Raw genomic sequence first — 13,975 nt, 5'->3', positions numbered from 1 at the left:
GTCCCGCCCCGTTCCGTTCGGCTGACGGCGGGGTGAAGCCGTCGCGGCGTCCTCGGTCGCGCCAGCGGCGGATCATCGCGAGCCCAGGGGGGCGGCAGTGGTCAACTGGGCGCTCCTGCGGTGGTCATGGCGGCCGGGGTTCGGCCTGCCGGGATGGCCAGCTTGTGCAGGTGGGTGCGGGCATGGGCGATGGCGTCCGGGGTGGTGTCGAAGACGTGGCCGTCGTCCCTGAGGCGGTCGAGTACGCCGAGCGCGTCCAGGGGGCGGTGGTGCTCGTCACGGATGCCGGACACGAGGACCAGGGTTCCACGCCGATGGAGCCTGGCGATCGCGTCGCCGAGGACGGTGGCGCCGCTGGCGTCGATCGCGCTGACCCGGGACATCCGCAGGATGGCGACCTTGACCTCGGCGGACTCGGTGAGTTCGAGCAGGAAGCGGTGGGCGGCGGCGAAGAGCAGCGGGCCGTCGATACGGTAGGCGACGATGTGCTCGGCGAGCAGGGCCTGCTCCTCGTCGTGGCGGTCCGCCGAGGGGAGGTCCTCGTGCAGCGGGACCTGCTCGAGACGGGCGGCCTTGGCTACAGAGCGGAGCGCGAGGACGCCGGAGACCAGCAGGCCGACGATGACGGCGGTGACCAGGTCGAAGGCGAGGGTGGCGGCGGCGGTCAGCGCCATGACGGCGGCCTCGCCCCGGCCGGAGCGGGCCAGCGCGCGCAGTGAGCCGACCTCGACCATGCGCACCGCGGTGGCGATCAGGACACCGGCGAGTGCGGCGAGCGGGATGCCCGCCACCAGCGGCGCGGCGGCGAAGACGATCACGGCCAGCACGGCCGCGTGCACCAGCGCGGCCAGCCTGGAGGCGGCGCCGGAGCGGACGTTCACGGCGGTGCGGGCAATGGCGCCGGTGGCGGCGACACCGCCGAACAGCGGGGCGGCGAGGTTGGCCAGGCCCTGTCCGAACAGTTCGCGGTCGCTGTCGTGCCGTTCGCTGACGCTCATCGCGTCGGCGGCGGTCGCGGACATCAGCGACTCCAGCGCGGCCAGGGCCGCGACAGCGAGGGCCGAGGGCAGCAGGGCCAAGACGGCGGAGGTCTCGAAGAAGCCGAGAGAGGGGGTGGGGAGCCCGGCAGGCAGATGCCCGATGGTGGCGACCGGCAGGCCGGCCAGCTGCGCCACCAGGGTGGCGGCGACCACCGCGATGAGGGAGAACGGGACGCCGGGGCGCAGGCGGACCCCGATCAGCATGACGGCCGCCACTGTCAGGGCCACGGCGAGCGCCGTCCAGTGCGGGTGGGTGGCGAAGTCGCCGACGGCCTTGGCCGCCACGATGGCCGGGTTGTCGCCCTTGGGAGTCGTGACCCCGAGCGCGCCCGGCACCTGCTGCAGGCCGATGACCGCGGCGATGCCGACGGTGAAGCCCTCGACCACCGGCACCGGCACGTAGGCCATGAAGCGGCCGGCCCTCACAAGCGCGAGCAAGATCAGGAGCGCGCCTGCCAGCAGGCCGACCGTCAACACCCCGCCTGTGCCGTACTGGTGGACGATCGGCACCAGGACCACCGTCATAGCCCCGGTGGGGCCGGACACCTGGAGGTTGGAGCCGCCGAACACGGCCGCCAACGCGCCCGCGACGACCGCGGTGGCAAGCCCCGCCTCGGCTCCGGCGTCCGAGGAGATGCCGAAGCCCAGCGCGAGCGGCAGGGCCACGATCGCCACGGTCAGCCCGGCTATGAGGTCCTTGCGCGGCGAGCGGCCCATGGCGCGGAGGGTCTGGCGGTTCGGCAGGACGGCGCGCAGCCGCTCCACCGTGCTGTGGACGGCGCTCACGCCGTGGCCTCCTTGGCATCGCCGGAGCGCAGCTCCTCCAGCAGCTGGCCCTGGTCCGTGATCATCTCGCCGAGTATCCGGCGGGCCGTCAGCAGCAGCTCGGCGACGTCCGGGGTGCTGAGCGCGTACACCACGGTGTTACCCCCGCGGGTGGCGGTGACCAGCTGGGTGCGGCGCAGCACGGCGAGCTGCTGGGAGAGGCTGGACGCCTCGATGTCGATCGCCGCGAGCAGGTCGCGCACCGGCATCGGGCCGTCCTGGAGGAGTTCCAGGACCCGGATCCGGGCCGGATGGCCCAGCGTGCGAAAGAACTCCGCCTTCGCCTGGTACAGCGGGACGGCCATGCTCAGTTCTCTCCTAGCTCTTCCTGGACGGTGTGCGGGAGCTCGACCCCGTGGCGGGCCGCGATCCGCAGCAGAGCGGCCACTCGCCCGTCGTACGCCTGGACGCCGTCGTCGTCCCCGGCGGCCTCGGCCTCTCGCAGGGCCTGGCGCGCCTGGGCGAGCTGCTCACGCAGCTCCTCGTCGAACATCTCGGTCACAACCGCCCCTCCCACGTAGCGCCGGCACCGACTGGCCGATCGCACCTCATGCCGATCCAACAGCGGCCCAGCATGTATGAATGTGAAGAATTTTTCAACTCACTGGTTTCGCATGTGATGAATTCAGGCGAACGTGATCCGTCTCGATCAGTAGCGGTCATCCGCCCGGCTGCGCCCGGGCCGGTCCCTACGCTCCAGGTCAGGTCACCGGGCCGCGGAGCGGCTTGGATGACAACGGCGGACGACAACGTCGGGAGGACCGCATGGCCGCAATCGAGACCGTTCTCAAGAACGCGATGAGCATTGACGGCGCGCTCGGGGCGGCGCTGGTCGACTCCGATAGCGGCATGGCGCTGGGCACGCGGGGCGCCGCGGGCGGCACGATCGCGGGTGAGCCGGTACCCGGTGGCGCTCCCGGGCCGCAGCCGCAGCAGGTGCTCGGCGGGGCCGTCGGGCCAGGCGCGGAGCGGCACGTGGTACCGAGCCTGCTGGTCGGCTCGGTGGTCTGTTCGGCGGGGCCGGTGACGATCACGGTGTAGCCGGTGTGGTCTTCGGGGCCGCTGCGGTCGGCCCGGTGCGTGAGCCGGAGGGGGTGGACGGGCGCGGTTCGGGCAGCGCGGACAGCGGCCGCACGCGCGGGATCAGCTCTCCGTCATGGTCCAGGTGGCGCAGGACGAGCAGGGGCCCGCGCGGGTGCGGCGCTGGACAGCCGTGCCGTGTCCAGCCCGGCGAGCACCGGGGAGCCGCGGCGCCGGCCAGCGGGGACAGGCCCGACAAGAAGGCTGCGTGTCCTGCGGTTTCGTCAGGACGCTCAGGCTGTGGACCGGGGCCTGCTCCCATCAGCAGTACACCGCCCCCTCGTCGATGGAGTCGGGTTCGATCCCGTCCTCGACGTTCGCTTGCGGCGCGTTCGCGGGCCAGGCGCCATCGCGCTCGGCAGCCACTGCCCGGGCCTCATGGCGGCGTGCGCCGAATCCGTCGTCCATAGGTGACCTCGTGGTGCGCCCGAGCGCGATCGGATGCCTTCGTGACTGTCTCAGGCTGGCCGCCCCGGCGTCGGTTCCAGGGCGGCCGTCCTGCGGCGACCGCTTCCGGAGGGCCGTCGCATGATGAACTTATCAGTTGCTAATGTTGGCAACTGCGAGGTGACAGGAGGCGGGGATGCGTATCTCACCGGACCGCCGCGTAGCGGTACCGCGGACTCCGTTGCCGGTATTGGGCGAGTTGTGCCGCCCAACACCGGGCAAGCGGTGCCGCTGTCGGCAGTGCGGGCGTCCCCGCCTCCCTCACGCCCCTGCTGGTCCACGGGGCACCCTCGCGCTCACCGCCGCGCCCAGGTGCGGTGCTCGGGGGCGGCGGTGAGCATGCAGTGGAAGCTTGAGCAGACGGACGGCACGGGTGTCCTGCGCCTGTCCGGCTATCTGGGTGAGCGCTCCATCCACCGGTTCCAGGGCGGGCGCCTTCGACTGGGAATCGCCGAAGGCTGGCGCGGCACCACTACCACCCGCGTCGAACTCGCTCCCGACGGCAGCCTGAGCCGCGGCGAGGTCGCGGACCCGTCGTTCTTCAACTGGCTCGCCCTCCCCATCGCCCTCGCCGACACCATCGGCCCCGATCTTCCCCCTGACCAAGAAGAGCTTCAATCTCTACTACGCAGGCAATGGCCTGTGATCACAGCCGACACGCATCCGCAAGACCAGCTCAGTGGGCGCAGCGGCAACCCACCCCGACCGGCTATCCATCGACGACCTGTACACGATCTCCAATCGAGCGCCCACCTTCCGCGCTCGTTGAAACGTGACCCCAAACCCATCACCCGAAGTCGCCTCCCATGCACACGGCAAGACCCCGCCGGGGTTCGGATATCCTGACTGAATGAGCGAGAATCTTCCTCCGTGCCCGAAGTGCTCCAGCGAGTACACCTACGAGATGAACGCTCTAATGGTCTGCCCGGAGTGCGGCAATGAATGGATTCCCGCCGAGGGAACCACAGACGACGCGAGTTCATCCGGTGAGCGGGTAGTCAAGGACGCCGTCGGCAACGTGCTGAGCGACGGCGACACCGTGACCGTCGTCAAGGCCCTCAAGGTCAAGGGCAGCCCCTCGGGGATCAAGGCGGGAACCAAGGTACGCAACATCCGCCTGGTGGACGGAGTAGACGGCCACGACATCGACTGCAAGATCGACGGATTCGGCCCCATGCAGCTCAAGTCGAGCGTGGTCAAGAAGGCCTGACCTGAGGCTGGCCTACGGCGATTCCGTGACGCTGACCAAGGACCTGAAGGCCAAGGGCACATTCGAGACGATCAAGCGTGGAACCCTGGTGAAGAACATTCGCCTCACCGGCAAACCCGACGCACCCAACCTGCCAGTCAGCCCACGGCCCACACGGGACACTCCGGCGCGTGGGTGGTCAGCCGCATGACCGTCCCGCCGAGGCTGACCCGCGTGGTCACCTCGGCGGCGCAGCAGGCCGGGGCCGAACGAGGCTGAGGCCGCTGTTCGAACAGGGCCGCCATCTCTTCCGGACCATCGAAGCGCTCCTCGCCCGCCAGCCACTGACGCCTTGACCTGCCCCCTCGCCGTAACCGACGCATCGTCAACTCCGCATCGCCACCGTGAAAGCGCCCGGCCGCCCCTGGCCTCGCCAACGCACGATATCGCCCAGGGCTAGAGAAGCAAGCGTGCACACGGCAAAGCAGCCCCAGGACACGGGTGCCAACCGAGAGCCAGGGCTGTTTGACCCCGGCCCGGACGTGGCGCTCGGTGCGGGTCAGCCGCGCCGGGCATACCTCGTACCCGCGGCGCGGGCGCGGGACGCCTCGATCTCCGCATAAGCGCCCTCGCGGCCCTCCCAGTGTGAGCCCTCGACGGACTTCCCCTTCTCCAGGTCCTTGTAGACCTGGAAGAAGTGGGTGATCTCCAACAGGTCGAACTCCCGCATGTCGCCGATGTCCTGGAGATGCGTGCGGCGTGCATCGCCCGCCGGTACACACAGGACCTTCTCGTCCGGCCCCGCCTCGTCGCTCATCACGTACATCCCGATCGCCCGGCACGTGATCACACACCCCGGAAAAGCCGGCTCCCCGCCCAGCACCAGGGCATCCAGCGGCTCGCCGTCCCGCCCGAGCGTGCCCTCGATGAACCCGTAGTCCGCCGGATAGCGCGTGGCGGTGAACAGCGTCCGGTCCAGCCTGATCCGCCCCACCTCGTGGTCCATCTCGTACTTGTTGCGTGACCCCTGCGGGATCTCCACGATCACATCGAAGTCCACCACGACCTCCACGATGCGGCAGGGCGACCACCGACCGCCCCGATGTCACAGACCGACCACCTGCCGAGCTTCCTGCGGGCCTGCACCCGGACCTGATCGCGCAGCTCCCTCAGCCAGGCTACGGGTACTCCAAGTCCGTTGACGTGCAGACAGGTCTCCTTGGTATGGCGATCGGGTGTGCGGTGAACGCCAGGTTCACCGACTGGCGCAGCATCCACTGGTGGTACGCCACCAACCGCAGGGCCCGATCGTCGAGCGGCGCGACGTCACGATCGACTGGCAGCGCGCGAACGAATGGCAAGGCGAAGTATCACACGGCCTGTCGCCCCGTGGCCTGGCCACCGAACCCGGTACCGGACCGGGCCCCCGCACGCGGCGACCGCCCGGTCGGCCAGCGCCTCATCCAGCTCCGCTGCCAGCCCGGCCATCTGTTCCGCGCGGCCTGGCTCCGGAGGTCGGCGCTGCCCGCTTATTCAGTGCACGACGCGAGACAACCGGCGCCGGGCAAGTAGGCGAAGGAGATCGCGCACGCCGTGGGCAGGTGCCGGACCAGGTGTGGGGCTCGGCGAAGGTGATCGGCCGCTTCCGCCGGGGATGCCCGTCCACCGTAGCCCCCGCATTAGCACGTCGAACTCAACCGATCGCGCAGAAACCTCTATGCCAGGCGCGACCGCCCCGTACACGCTTTTGCGATTGCACACGGCCGACGGCAACGATCGGTGCTCCCAAGGTCCACTCAGTTGGCGCACTGGGAAATGATCTTGAAGCTGCTGGGAACACGCCTCACACGGGCTGGCTATATCTGCAGCTCAGCGGAATGTGTCGGTTGGCCACCAGGGTCAATCGACCTGATGTGGCCGGGGACGTGTTTGAGCCCCGCGGAGCATCCAGCCCGTCACGGGCGTCACGGTGCGGAAAGCGGTCCTCCTCGGGAGAAGCCGATGCGCGGGGCGTCGCGGACGGCGGTGTCCAGCCGTCTCATCCTGGCGGTGGCAAGTGCCGCCACTGCTTCTGCGGCGGGCGACAGTTCGGCGTTCGGCGGGTGCACCACGGCGAACGTCTCGTGGAGCGGGGGCGTCAGCGGAGCCCAGTGCAGCCCCGGCGGCACACGCTCGGCCAGCCCGTGCAGCACACCGCGCCAGGTGACCGTGTCGGCCAGGCCGGTCGCCGCGATCTCCAACGCCGTCTCCGTCTCCTCCACTTCGATTCTCGAGTGCAGTGAGCCGCCCGCCGCCAGCACGCCGGCCAGCAGGTGGCGGCGGGTGGAGTCGTCCTTGCGCCAGCTCACATCGGGCAGGACCAGCTGCGCCGCGGCGAGCTGCGCCGATGTGACGGGGGCGGACGCCCGCGCCGGATCCGCGCTGACGTAGACCAGTTCGTCGCGCATCACCGGGTGGACCGCCATGTCCGCGTCGCCGAACGGCAGGGCGACCACAGCGACTTCGAGTGCACCGCGGCGGAGCTGGTCCAGCACCGGGACCGAGTGGGGCCCTACGAGTTCGACCCGCAGTCCGGGGTGCCGTGTCAGGACGTCGGCCACCAGATCACTGCCGAGGTAGTAGCGCGCGGTGCGGAACACGCCGAGGCGGACGGTTCCGGTCAGCACCTGACGGACCGAGGCGACCGCCCGGCCGGCCGCGTCGACCGAGGCCAGTGCGGCGGTGGCGTGGGGCTGCAGTGCCCTGGCGGCCTCGGTGGGGACCAGGCCCCGCCCCACCCGGCGGAACAGTCTGGCGTCGAGGTGCTTCTCCAGCAGGCGCACCTGTTCGGAGATCGACGGTTGTGCGTAGCCCAGTGCGGCTGCGGCGGCCGTGAACGAGCCGTGCTCCAGTGTGGCCTGGAAGCAGCGCAGCTGCTGCAGGGTGATCAAGGAATCTCCTGTGAATAGGACAGGAAAGCGAGGCTACCTCGATTGATCCGGCAGATTTAGTTTTTGGGTGTGACTACCCGACCCTCGTCCCGTGTCACGGCCCGCGGGGCCGTTCTCTGCCTTGTGTCGGCGAGCGGATTCGGTCTCGCCCCGGTGTTCGCCAAGCAGGCCTTCGCCACCGGTATCGGCGTCACCACCGTGCTCACCGCCCGCTTCGCGTTGGCCGCCGCCGTCTTCTGGGCCGTCGTGGTCTGCCGCCGTCCGCGCCGCCCGCACGGACGGATGCTCCCAACTGGCCCGGCTCGCGGACGGGCACTCTCGGCGGGCCTGGCCCTGGGCGCCGTGGGGTACGCCGTCCAGTCCGCGGCGTACTTCGGTGCTGTCACCAGGATCGACGCCTCACTGGCCGCGCTACTGCTCTACGCCTACCCCGCCGTGGTGACGCTGCTCGCCCTCGCCCTGCGCCGAGAGTCTCCCGACCGCTATCGGCTGGCCGCATTGGTCTGTTCCGCGCTCGGGGTGCTGTTCCTGCTCGGTCCGGGCGGCGCGGGGCCGGGCGCCGACACCGCAGGTGTGCTGCTGGCGCTGGGGGCGGCCGTCACCTACGCCCTGTATCTGACGGCCGCCGGCCGCCTGGTGGAGAGCCTCGATCTGCCGCTGCTGTCCGCACTGGTGTGCACCGGCGCCTGCGCCAGCCTGGCTCTCTTCGGCACGGCGACCGGTGGGCTGCGGCTACCGGTCGAACCGGCTTGGCCGTGGATCGGGTTGCTGGCCCTGTGCTCCACCGTCGTCCCGGTGCTGTGCCTGTTCGCCGGGACACAGGCCTTGGGAGCCCCGACCGCCGCGATCCTGTCCTGTACCGAGGTACCGGTGACCGTTGCCGCCGGCGCCTTCTGCTACGGCGACCGTCTCACTGCCGGCCGGGTTTCGGGCGCCGTGGCGGTGCTCGCCTCGGTCGTGATCGTCGAGTGCGGCCGACGCCGCCGGGAACGGCTGCGGGTGGAAACCTCTCCCGCCCCCGGCCGAGCGTGGCAGGCGATGGCAGGAACGGAAGCCTCGGCACCCGCAGACGGGCCGCCTCAGGCCGTCCGTCGGAGGTGACGGATGAAATGGACCGTCAAGGCTCGTCGACAGGTAGTGCTTCGTTACATGTGGGCGCTGATCTCGCCGCCGGCGGTGAGCACGATGTAGACGGCGTTGGCGTCGAGTCCGACGTCGTGCTGGTTCGACTCCAGCGTGGCGTCCACGGAGTTGTCGTTGCCGATGATCTGCGCGCGGTAGCGGAGGTCGCCGATCTTCGTGACCTTGGCCGTCCAGCCGCCCGCGAGCTTGAACGTGCCCGGTCCCTGGTTTCCGCCGCCCATCCAGGAGTGGACCTGGCCGTCCAGGGAGAGCACGACGAACATGTCGTTGGCGTCCAGCCCGGCATCGGAGCCGTTCGTCTCCAGCGTGGCGAGGACGTCACCGTTGTGGACGATCTTGGCGATGTAGTGCTCGGCCCCGACCTCCTGGACCTCGGCCGTGCTGCCGTCCACCAGGGACTGGGTGTGGACCGGGGACTTCGACTTGGCCTTGGTGCCCGGAGCGGTGGGCCGGGACGAAGCGGGCGGGGCAGCCGGCGCGGGGGTGCTGTGCGCGTCGGTCACGGTGGCCGGAGCGGCGGTGCCCTGTGCGCCGGGTGCGGTGGGCGTGGCGGCGGCCGGTGCGGTGGCCGCGGTGGTGCCGTGCGCGTCGGACGTGGAGCTGCAAGCCGTCGCGGCGGGGACGAACAAGGCGGCTGCCAGGACGGTGCCGGCCAGCGAGCGGACGGTGGTCGCGCGGCGAGTCGTCAGGGGGGACATGCAGGTTCTCCTGGGCGCAGTACGGGTGAGGGCACGCACATTGCCCGTCCCCTCTCGTGCGGGAACCGCGAGGCTGTGCGGCGGTGTGCACGATCGAATCTAGTGCGAACAATCGACGGAATAGAGCATTCCGTGTCACCGGACCGCAACGCCATGGGCGGTACCGCGCCGATCACCGCCGAAGCGACAACGATGAGTTGAGGGGCAGTCAGCCGGATGATCCGGGCGGCGAACCCCCGGCGTGCCCCGCTCACCCCGCACCGGCGGCAGCACTGCGATACGGTCCGCGGTGCTGCCCCGGCAGGGCGTCCGAGGGAGGCGCCGGTGACGGCCTTGCAGGGCCGGGCCCGGCAGGCGGCCCGGACGATCGAGGGCCCCGTATCAGGTGGAGTGCGGAGGCCGCGTCGAGGCGGCTTCGTCCGGGAGGAGGCGCGTCACCATGGCGTCGATCAGGGTGTCCGGCCGGTGCGGCGTGAGGAGTTCCGGGACGGTCAGGTCGTCGACGACCAGCCCCAGCATGGCCAGGTAGAGCAGGACCACCCCGGTGCGGTCGCCCGGCAGGGCGGAACCCAGGTGGAAGTCGATGCCGGCGTCGAGCTCGGCGGTGAAGAAACGCGCCAGCTCCGTGTGGAGTTCGGGCCGCCGGGTGGCCTCCAGGCGCAGTTCGAGCATGGCCAGGTGGCTGCTGCGGTCACGGCGCATGCGGCCGACGAGCTGCAGCATCAGAGTCCTGACCAACTCATGTGATGGCTCGGCGTTCATCGTGTCGGCCAGCTCGGCCGGATCCGGGGTCAGACGCTCGCGGGTGCGCCCCATGACCTGGGCCAGCATGTCGGCACGGTTGGCGAAGTAGTTGGACGCCGTCCCGGTCGGCACGTTCGCCTCCTTGTCGACGGCGCGGAGCGTCAGGCCCCGTGAGCCCTCGCGGGCGAGGACTTCGATGGCGGCATCGAGCAAGGCGGTGCGGCGGGCCGGATTCTGACGCATCGACAGCTCCTTGGAGACTCATTGACATCACTGCGATTGCAGTACTACGTTCAAACCACTTCAATCACAGTACATCAAGTGGAGCGGGCAGGCCGAGGCCCGCCGCTCTGCCACGGGGAAGAGAGACCGGATGCGCAAGCTCATCTACTACGTCGCCGCCAGCCTCGACGGCTACATCGCCGCGCCGGACGGTAGTTACGACTTCCTCCCCTTCGAGGGGGAGGTCCGGGAGGCGATCCTCGCCGAGTATCCCGAGACGATGCCGGTGCACGTCCGCGGGCCGCTCGGCCTGACCGCCACCCCGCACCGGCACTTCGACACCGTGATCATGGGGCGCGGCACTTATGAGCCGGCTCTGAAAGCAGGCATCACCAGCCCCTACGCTCACCTGGAGCAGTACGTCGTCTCCCGCACCCTGACCTCCACCGATCCGAAGGTGGAGATCGTCGCCGACGACCCGGTCGCACTGGTACGCGACCTGAAGAAGCGGAACGGCATGGACATCTGGCTCGCCGGCGGCGGCAAGCTTGCCGCCGCGCTCCGCGACGAGATCGACGAACTGATCATCAAGCGCAATCCGGTCGTCATCGGCACCGGCATTCCGCTGTTCGACGGCCCTTACGCTCCCACCGGCTTTCTGCCGACCGCACGCCGCGACTTCGACTCCGGCGTCAGCATCGTCACCTACACGAGGAAGTGACGTGAGGGCACTCGCTGGTGTCAGTGGCGGTCATGGAGATCCTCCGGAGCCGCCCACGCAGGGTGGTCCCGGTGAGGGGCATGGCCGGTGAGGCCGACGGCGTTTTGAGCCGGAACCCCGCGCGGGTGCGCCCGACCGCCACGACCGGGATGGGGCCGTTCGGCCCTTGTGGAGCGATCACGGCGGCAGGAGCGTCAACACGACCGGGCGTTGAAGCCCATCGGCACCAGCAGGAGGACATGAGGACATGGGCGAGGGGATCACCGTTCTGGCGTTCGGCGGCATCCGGCGGGAGGTCCTGGCCGACGGCCGGGCCAAGGTCGCGGCGGCGGCCGAGGGCGCGAACGCGCTCGTCGAGGCCCTGAGGATCAAGCTGACCTCCACCGGCTCCGGTGCGCTGGCGCAGGTCAACGCCGAGGTCGACGGCCGCCGCATCCGCGTCCAGGAGGCCGCGGCGGGCCTGGCCGAGGCCTTCGAGGCGCTCGCCGAGCAGTTGCGCCGACGTATCAGCGCGGTCACCGGCACCTGGCGTCCCCACCCCTGGCCCCAGCCGGCCCGCCCGTCCGCGCCCGTCCCTCCGGAGGGGGTGCGGCGGATCACGCGGGTCAAGTCGCCCGCGCTGGTGTGGTGTTCGCCGGACGCGGCGGTGCGCACCCTGGATGCGATGGACTACGACATCCACCTGTTCACCGACCCCGCCACCGAGACCGACGCCGTCGTCTACCGCATCGGGCCCACCGGCTACCGCCTGGCCCGCACCATCGCCGCTGCGCCGCCGCACCGCTCAAGCGTGCCGCTGACCCTCAGCCCGCAGAGCGCCAGGCGGCTGACCGACCACCAAGCGGTGGACCGGCTGGAGGCCGCGGACCTGCCGTTCCTCTTCTACGCCCACCCCGACACCGGACGGGGCCGCGTGCTCTACCGGCGCCACGACGGGCACCTGGGCCTGATCGCGGGGAGGCCGTGAACGACGAAGCCGTCCGCCGGTACCCCAAAGCTCGCCGGTGCCCCAAAGCACGCCGGACACCCTCAGCGGCCGGTCGCACCAAGGCGCATGGCCTCGCCGGAGCGGGCTGGTCCTTCCGCTCCGGCGAGGCCATGCGGGAGGCGCGGTTCAGCGGCACAAGGCCGTGTCCACGACACTCTCGAGGTGCTGTGTGACTGCCTCGTCGGTCGGGATGCTGGTCACGGCGATGTCGACGGCGCGGCCGTCGTCGGTGGCGCCGCCCCGGGTCTCGTACCCCGGGATGTCGCCGCCGTGGCCCCAGTAGACACCGCCGCACGACAGCGGCCTGCTCATGATCCCCAGTCCGTAGCGGGCGCCGGTGTCCCCGACGGGGACGGTGGTGCGCATCTGGGCGAGCTGGGCCGCCGGGAGGAGGCGGCCGGCGAGGAGCGCGGTGAAGAACTGGTTGAGGTCGGAGTTGGTGGAGATCATCTGGCCTGCCGCCCAGCCCGCGGAGGGGTCCAGTTCGGTGAGGTCGCGCAGAGGCTCGTCGGCCGAATCCCGGTGGTAGCCCTTGGGATGGGGTTCCCGGATGGTCCTGTCGCCGGGGGCGGGGAAGTAGGTGTGGCGCAGCCCGATGCGCTTGATGACGCGCTGGTCTATCTCCTCGGCGAGGGGCCGGCCGGTGACCCTCTGGACGATCAGGCCGGCCAGCACGTAGTTCGTGCTGCTGTACTCGAACTTCGCCCCGGGCGCGAAGTCGGCCTTGTGCTGGAAGGCGATGTCGAGGAGGTCACGGGGGTCGAAGTACCGGTGCTGAACGGACGCCACGTCGATGTCGCCCTCGTAGTCGTGGAGTCCGCTGGTGTGCTGCAGGAGCTGGCGGACGGTGATGTGGCGTCCGTCGATCCCGTCCCCGCGCACCAGGCCCGGCAGATAGGTGTCGACCGGGGCGTCGAGGCTGATCTTCCCCTCGCCGACCAGTTGCAGCACGACCACCGCGGTGAACGTCTTGGTGTTGCTGCCGATCCGCACCTGGCCGTCGACCGGCACCTTCGAGCCGGTGGCCAGGTCGCCGACCCCCGCGGTGTAGGTACGGGTGCGGCCGTCGCGGTCCTTGACGCTCGCCAGCGCGGCGGGCAGGCCGTCCTTATGCACCAGCGCGTTCAGGCCCTGCTGGACGGTGTCCGGCCTGGCGGCGGCCGACGCCGCGGGCGGCGCGAGGGCACCGATCGTCATGACGCCGACGGCCACCGCGGCTGCCAGGGCGGTGCGCCGAACGCCCTGGTGCCGCCTGGAAGGACGAAGCCCTTGCCACGTCTGTTCACGCATGAGTCAACTCCGGTGGAATCGTTGGGAAAACAGTGGTGTGTGCCGGACCCTGGTGGGCGGCCGCTCGGGCGGTGCACCGGGGCCGGGGAGCATCGCCGGTGGTGCGGCCGGCTGCCGGTCAGCCCGCGGTGAGCTGCTGGTGGACGCACTGCCGGTACTGCCGAAGGCTGTCGGGCTGGTAGCACTCCTGCGTCTTGTCGGCGTACCAGACCAAGAAGAAGGCGGCCAGGACGGACACCACGATCGCAAGGGACGAGGTCACCAGGGCGGTGACGGACATGCCCCGGCCGACGCCGGTCCGCCTGGCCCTCCACAGGGCGGCGATGCCCAGGACAAGGCCGATGACGCCGAACAGGCCGCCGATGCAGACGATCGAGGTGATCAAGCTGATGACACCCAGCACCAGAGCGGCCGTGGCCAGGCCGTTCCTGCCGGCCGGAGGCCGCATGCCGTATCCGGAGCCCTGGGGGTGATGGGAGTACGGGCCCGCCCCGGCGGCCTGGGCCGATGCCGTCCGACTCGGTACTGACGTCGTCCCAGTCGGCACAGCCCCAGCCGTCGCCGTGTGATTCGGCGAGGCCTCCATCCCTTGCGTGTTCATCAGCGGTCCTCTCGTCAACCGGGCAGGACACGATCATGGGTTCCGGGGCCTCGGGCG

17 protein-coding genes are annotated in these 13,975 nt (G+C 70.5%); 7 read left to right on the top strand and 10 right to left on the bottom strand.

Annotated elements, in window-relative coordinates; translation table 11 throughout:
* Window positions 1-101: 101 nt before the first annotated feature.
* From ACSMTC_RS09365 to ACSMTC_RS09355, 3 genes are all read right to left on the bottom strand, one after another.
* Complete coding sequence (locus ACSMTC_RS09365; RefSeq protein ID WP_436564637.1) at window positions 102-1,757, bottom strand: SulP family inorganic anion transporter; 1,656 nt, start codon at window positions 1,755-1,757, stop codon at window positions 102-104.
* Between the two features lie 65 nt (window positions 1,758-1,822).
* Window positions 1,823-2,170 carry an ArsR/SmtB family transcription factor gene (locus ACSMTC_RS09360; protein ID WP_436559197.1) on the bottom strand — a complete coding sequence of 116 codons (348 nt, stop codon included), beginning with the start codon at window positions 2,168-2,170 and terminating at the stop codon, window positions 1,823-1,825.
* A gap of 2 nt (window positions 2,171-2,172) precedes the next feature.
* Window positions 2,173-2,367 carry a hypothetical protein gene (locus ACSMTC_RS09355; RefSeq protein ID WP_436559196.1) on the bottom strand — a complete coding sequence of 65 codons (195 nt, stop codon included), beginning with the start codon at window positions 2,365-2,367 and terminating at the stop codon, window positions 2,173-2,175.
* Window positions 2,368-2,630: 263 nt separating this feature from the next.
* Between ACSMTC_RS09355 and ACSMTC_RS09350 the strand changes: the two genes are divergently transcribed.
* Window positions 2,631-2,906 (top strand): hypothetical protein, encoded by a 276-nt coding sequence (locus tag ACSMTC_RS09350; protein ID WP_436559195.1) that lies wholly within the window; start codon window positions 2,631-2,633, stop codon window positions 2,904-2,906.
* Window positions 2,907-3,206: 300 nt separating this feature from the next.
* On the opposite strand, the gene ACSMTC_RS09345 is transcribed toward ACSMTC_RS09350, so the two are convergent.
* A complete protein-coding gene (locus ACSMTC_RS09345; RefSeq protein WP_436559194.1) occupies window positions 3,207-3,353 on the bottom strand; it encodes a hypothetical protein in 147 nt (48 codons plus the stop codon).
* Window positions 3,354-3,725: 372 nt separating this feature from the next.
* Here ACSMTC_RS09345 and ACSMTC_RS09340 point away from each other — a divergent pair, with 372 nt between their 5' ends.
* From ACSMTC_RS09340 to ACSMTC_RS09330, 3 genes are read left to right on the top strand one after another with little or no spacing between them, the layout of a single operon-like run.
* Window positions 3,726-4,238, top strand: coding sequence for a hypothetical protein (locus ACSMTC_RS09340; RefSeq protein WP_436559193.1), 513 nt, complete (start codon window positions 3,726-3,728; stop codon window positions 4,236-4,238).
* A gap of 4 nt (window positions 4,239-4,242) precedes the next feature.
* Window positions 4,243-4,602, top strand: a complete 360-nt coding sequence (locus ACSMTC_RS09335) for a zinc ribbon domain-containing protein YjdM (protein ID WP_436559192.1) — start codon at window positions 4,243-4,245, stop codon at window positions 4,600-4,602.
* 1 nt (window position 4,603) lies between these two features.
* Window positions 4,604-4,792: a PhnA domain-containing protein gene (locus ACSMTC_RS09330; protein WP_436564636.1), complete on the top strand. Its 189-nt coding sequence runs from the start codon at window positions 4,604-4,606 to the stop codon at window positions 4,790-4,792.
* A 348-nt stretch (window positions 4,793-5,140) separates the two neighbouring features.
* Here ACSMTC_RS09330 and ACSMTC_RS09325 read toward each other — a convergent pair whose 3' ends face one another.
* Both ACSMTC_RS09325 and ACSMTC_RS09320 read right to left on the bottom strand, forming a co-directional pair.
* Entirely contained in the window at window positions 5,141-5,641 is a 501-nt protein-coding gene (locus ACSMTC_RS09325; protein WP_436564635.1) for an inorganic diphosphatase, read from the bottom strand.
* Between the two features lie 904 nt (window positions 5,642-6,545).
* Window positions 6,546-7,511: a LysR family transcriptional regulator gene (locus ACSMTC_RS09320; RefSeq protein WP_436559191.1), complete on the bottom strand. Its 966-nt coding sequence runs from the start codon at window positions 7,509-7,511 to the stop codon at window positions 6,546-6,548.
* A gap of 69 nt (window positions 7,512-7,580) precedes the next feature.
* On the opposite strand from ACSMTC_RS09320, the gene ACSMTC_RS09315 reads away from it, so the two are divergent.
* Window positions 7,581-8,612 (top strand): DMT family transporter, encoded by a 1,032-nt coding sequence (locus ACSMTC_RS09315; protein ID WP_436559190.1) that lies wholly within the window; start codon window positions 7,581-7,583, stop codon window positions 8,610-8,612.
* A gap of 44 nt (window positions 8,613-8,656) precedes the next feature.
* Here ACSMTC_RS09315 and ACSMTC_RS09310 read toward each other — a convergent pair whose 3' ends face one another.
* Both ACSMTC_RS09310 and ACSMTC_RS09305 read right to left on the bottom strand, forming a co-directional pair.
* A complete protein-coding gene (locus tag ACSMTC_RS09310) occupies window positions 8,657-9,352 on the bottom strand; it encodes a hypothetical protein (RefSeq protein ID WP_436559189.1) in 696 nt (231 codons plus the stop codon).
* 381 nt (window positions 9,353-9,733) lie between these two features.
* Window positions 9,734-10,339, bottom strand: coding sequence for a TetR/AcrR family transcriptional regulator (locus ACSMTC_RS09305; protein ID WP_436559188.1), 606 nt, complete (start codon window positions 10,337-10,339; stop codon window positions 9,734-9,736).
* Window positions 10,340-10,469: 130 nt separating this feature from the next.
* Between ACSMTC_RS09305 and ACSMTC_RS09300 the strand changes: the two genes are divergently transcribed.
* Together ACSMTC_RS09300 and ACSMTC_RS09295 are read left to right on the top strand one after the other, a co-directional pair.
* A complete protein-coding gene (locus ACSMTC_RS09300) occupies window positions 10,470-11,039 on the top strand; it encodes a dihydrofolate reductase family protein (protein ID WP_436559187.1) in 570 nt (189 codons plus the stop codon).
* 247 nt (window positions 11,040-11,286) lie between these two features.
* A complete protein-coding gene (locus tag ACSMTC_RS09295) occupies window positions 11,287-12,006 on the top strand; it encodes a sigma 54 modulation/S30EA ribosomal C-terminal domain-containing protein (protein WP_436559186.1) in 720 nt (239 codons plus the stop codon).
* A gap of 147 nt (window positions 12,007-12,153) precedes the next feature.
* Here the strand turns inward: ACSMTC_RS09295 and ACSMTC_RS09290 are convergent, their stop codons facing one another.
* Window positions 12,154-13,317, bottom strand: coding sequence for a serine hydrolase domain-containing protein (locus ACSMTC_RS09290; RefSeq protein ID WP_436559185.1), 1,164 nt, complete (start codon window positions 13,315-13,317; stop codon window positions 12,154-12,156).
* Window positions 13,318-13,435: 118 nt separating this feature from the next.
* Window positions 13,436-13,765, bottom strand: coding sequence for a DUF4190 domain-containing protein (locus tag ACSMTC_RS09285; protein WP_436559184.1), 330 nt, complete (start codon window positions 13,763-13,765; stop codon window positions 13,436-13,438).
* Window positions 13,766-13,975: the final 210 nt, after the last annotated feature.

This window comes from Kitasatospora sp. HPM-01-4 (assembly GCF_051374625.1).
Classification (GTDB): Bacteria; Actinomycetota; Actinomycetes; order Streptomycetales; family Streptomycetaceae; genus Kitasatospora.
The sequence above is the reverse complement of the archived record's forward strand: the minus strand, read 5'-3'. Positions and strand labels throughout refer to the sequence as shown.

Bases quoted from the DNA above. Each gene is read 5' to 3' on its own strand.
- ACSMTC_RS09305 (WP_436559188.1), bottom strand. From the start codon at position 10,339: ATGCGTCAGAATCCGGCCCGCCGCACCGCCTTGCTCGATGCCGCCATC.
- ACSMTC_RS09285 (WP_436559184.1), bottom strand. From the start codon at position 13,765: ATGCGGCCTCCGGCCGGCAGGAACGGCCTGGCCACGGCCGCTCTGGTG.
- ACSMTC_RS09360 (WP_436559197.1), bottom strand. From the start codon at position 2,170: ATGGCCGTCCCGCTGTACCAGGCGAAGGCGGAGTTCTTTCGCACGCTG.
- ACSMTC_RS09300 (WP_436559187.1), top strand. From the start codon at position 10,470: ATGCGCAAGCTCATCTACTACGTCGCCGCCAGCCTCGACGGCTACATC.
- ACSMTC_RS09310 (WP_436559189.1), bottom strand. From the start codon at position 9,352: ATGTCCCCCCTGACGACTCGCCGCGCGACCACCGTCCGCTCGCTGGCC.
- ACSMTC_RS09350 (WP_436559195.1), top strand. From the start codon at position 2,631: ATGGCCGCAATCGAGACCGTTCTCAAGAACGCGATGAGCATTGACGGC.
- ACSMTC_RS09335 (WP_436559192.1), top strand. From the start codon at position 4,243: ATGAGCGAGAATCTTCCTCCGTGCCCGAAGTGCTCCAGCGAGTACACC.
- ACSMTC_RS09295 (WP_436559186.1), top strand. From the start codon at position 11,287: ATGGGCGAGGGGATCACCGTTCTGGCGTTCGGCGGCATCCGGCGGGAG.
- ACSMTC_RS09290 (WP_436559185.1), bottom strand. From the start codon at position 13,317: ATGCGTGAACAGACGTGGCAAGGGCTTCGTCCTTCCAGGCGGCACCAG.
- ACSMTC_RS09345 (WP_436559194.1), bottom strand. From the start codon at position 3,353: ATGGACGACGGATTCGGCGCACGCCGCCATGAGGCCCGGGCAGTGGCT.
- ACSMTC_RS09365 (WP_436564637.1), bottom strand. From the start codon at position 1,757: ATGGGCCGCTCGCCGCGCAAGGACCTCATAGCCGGGCTGACCGTGGCG.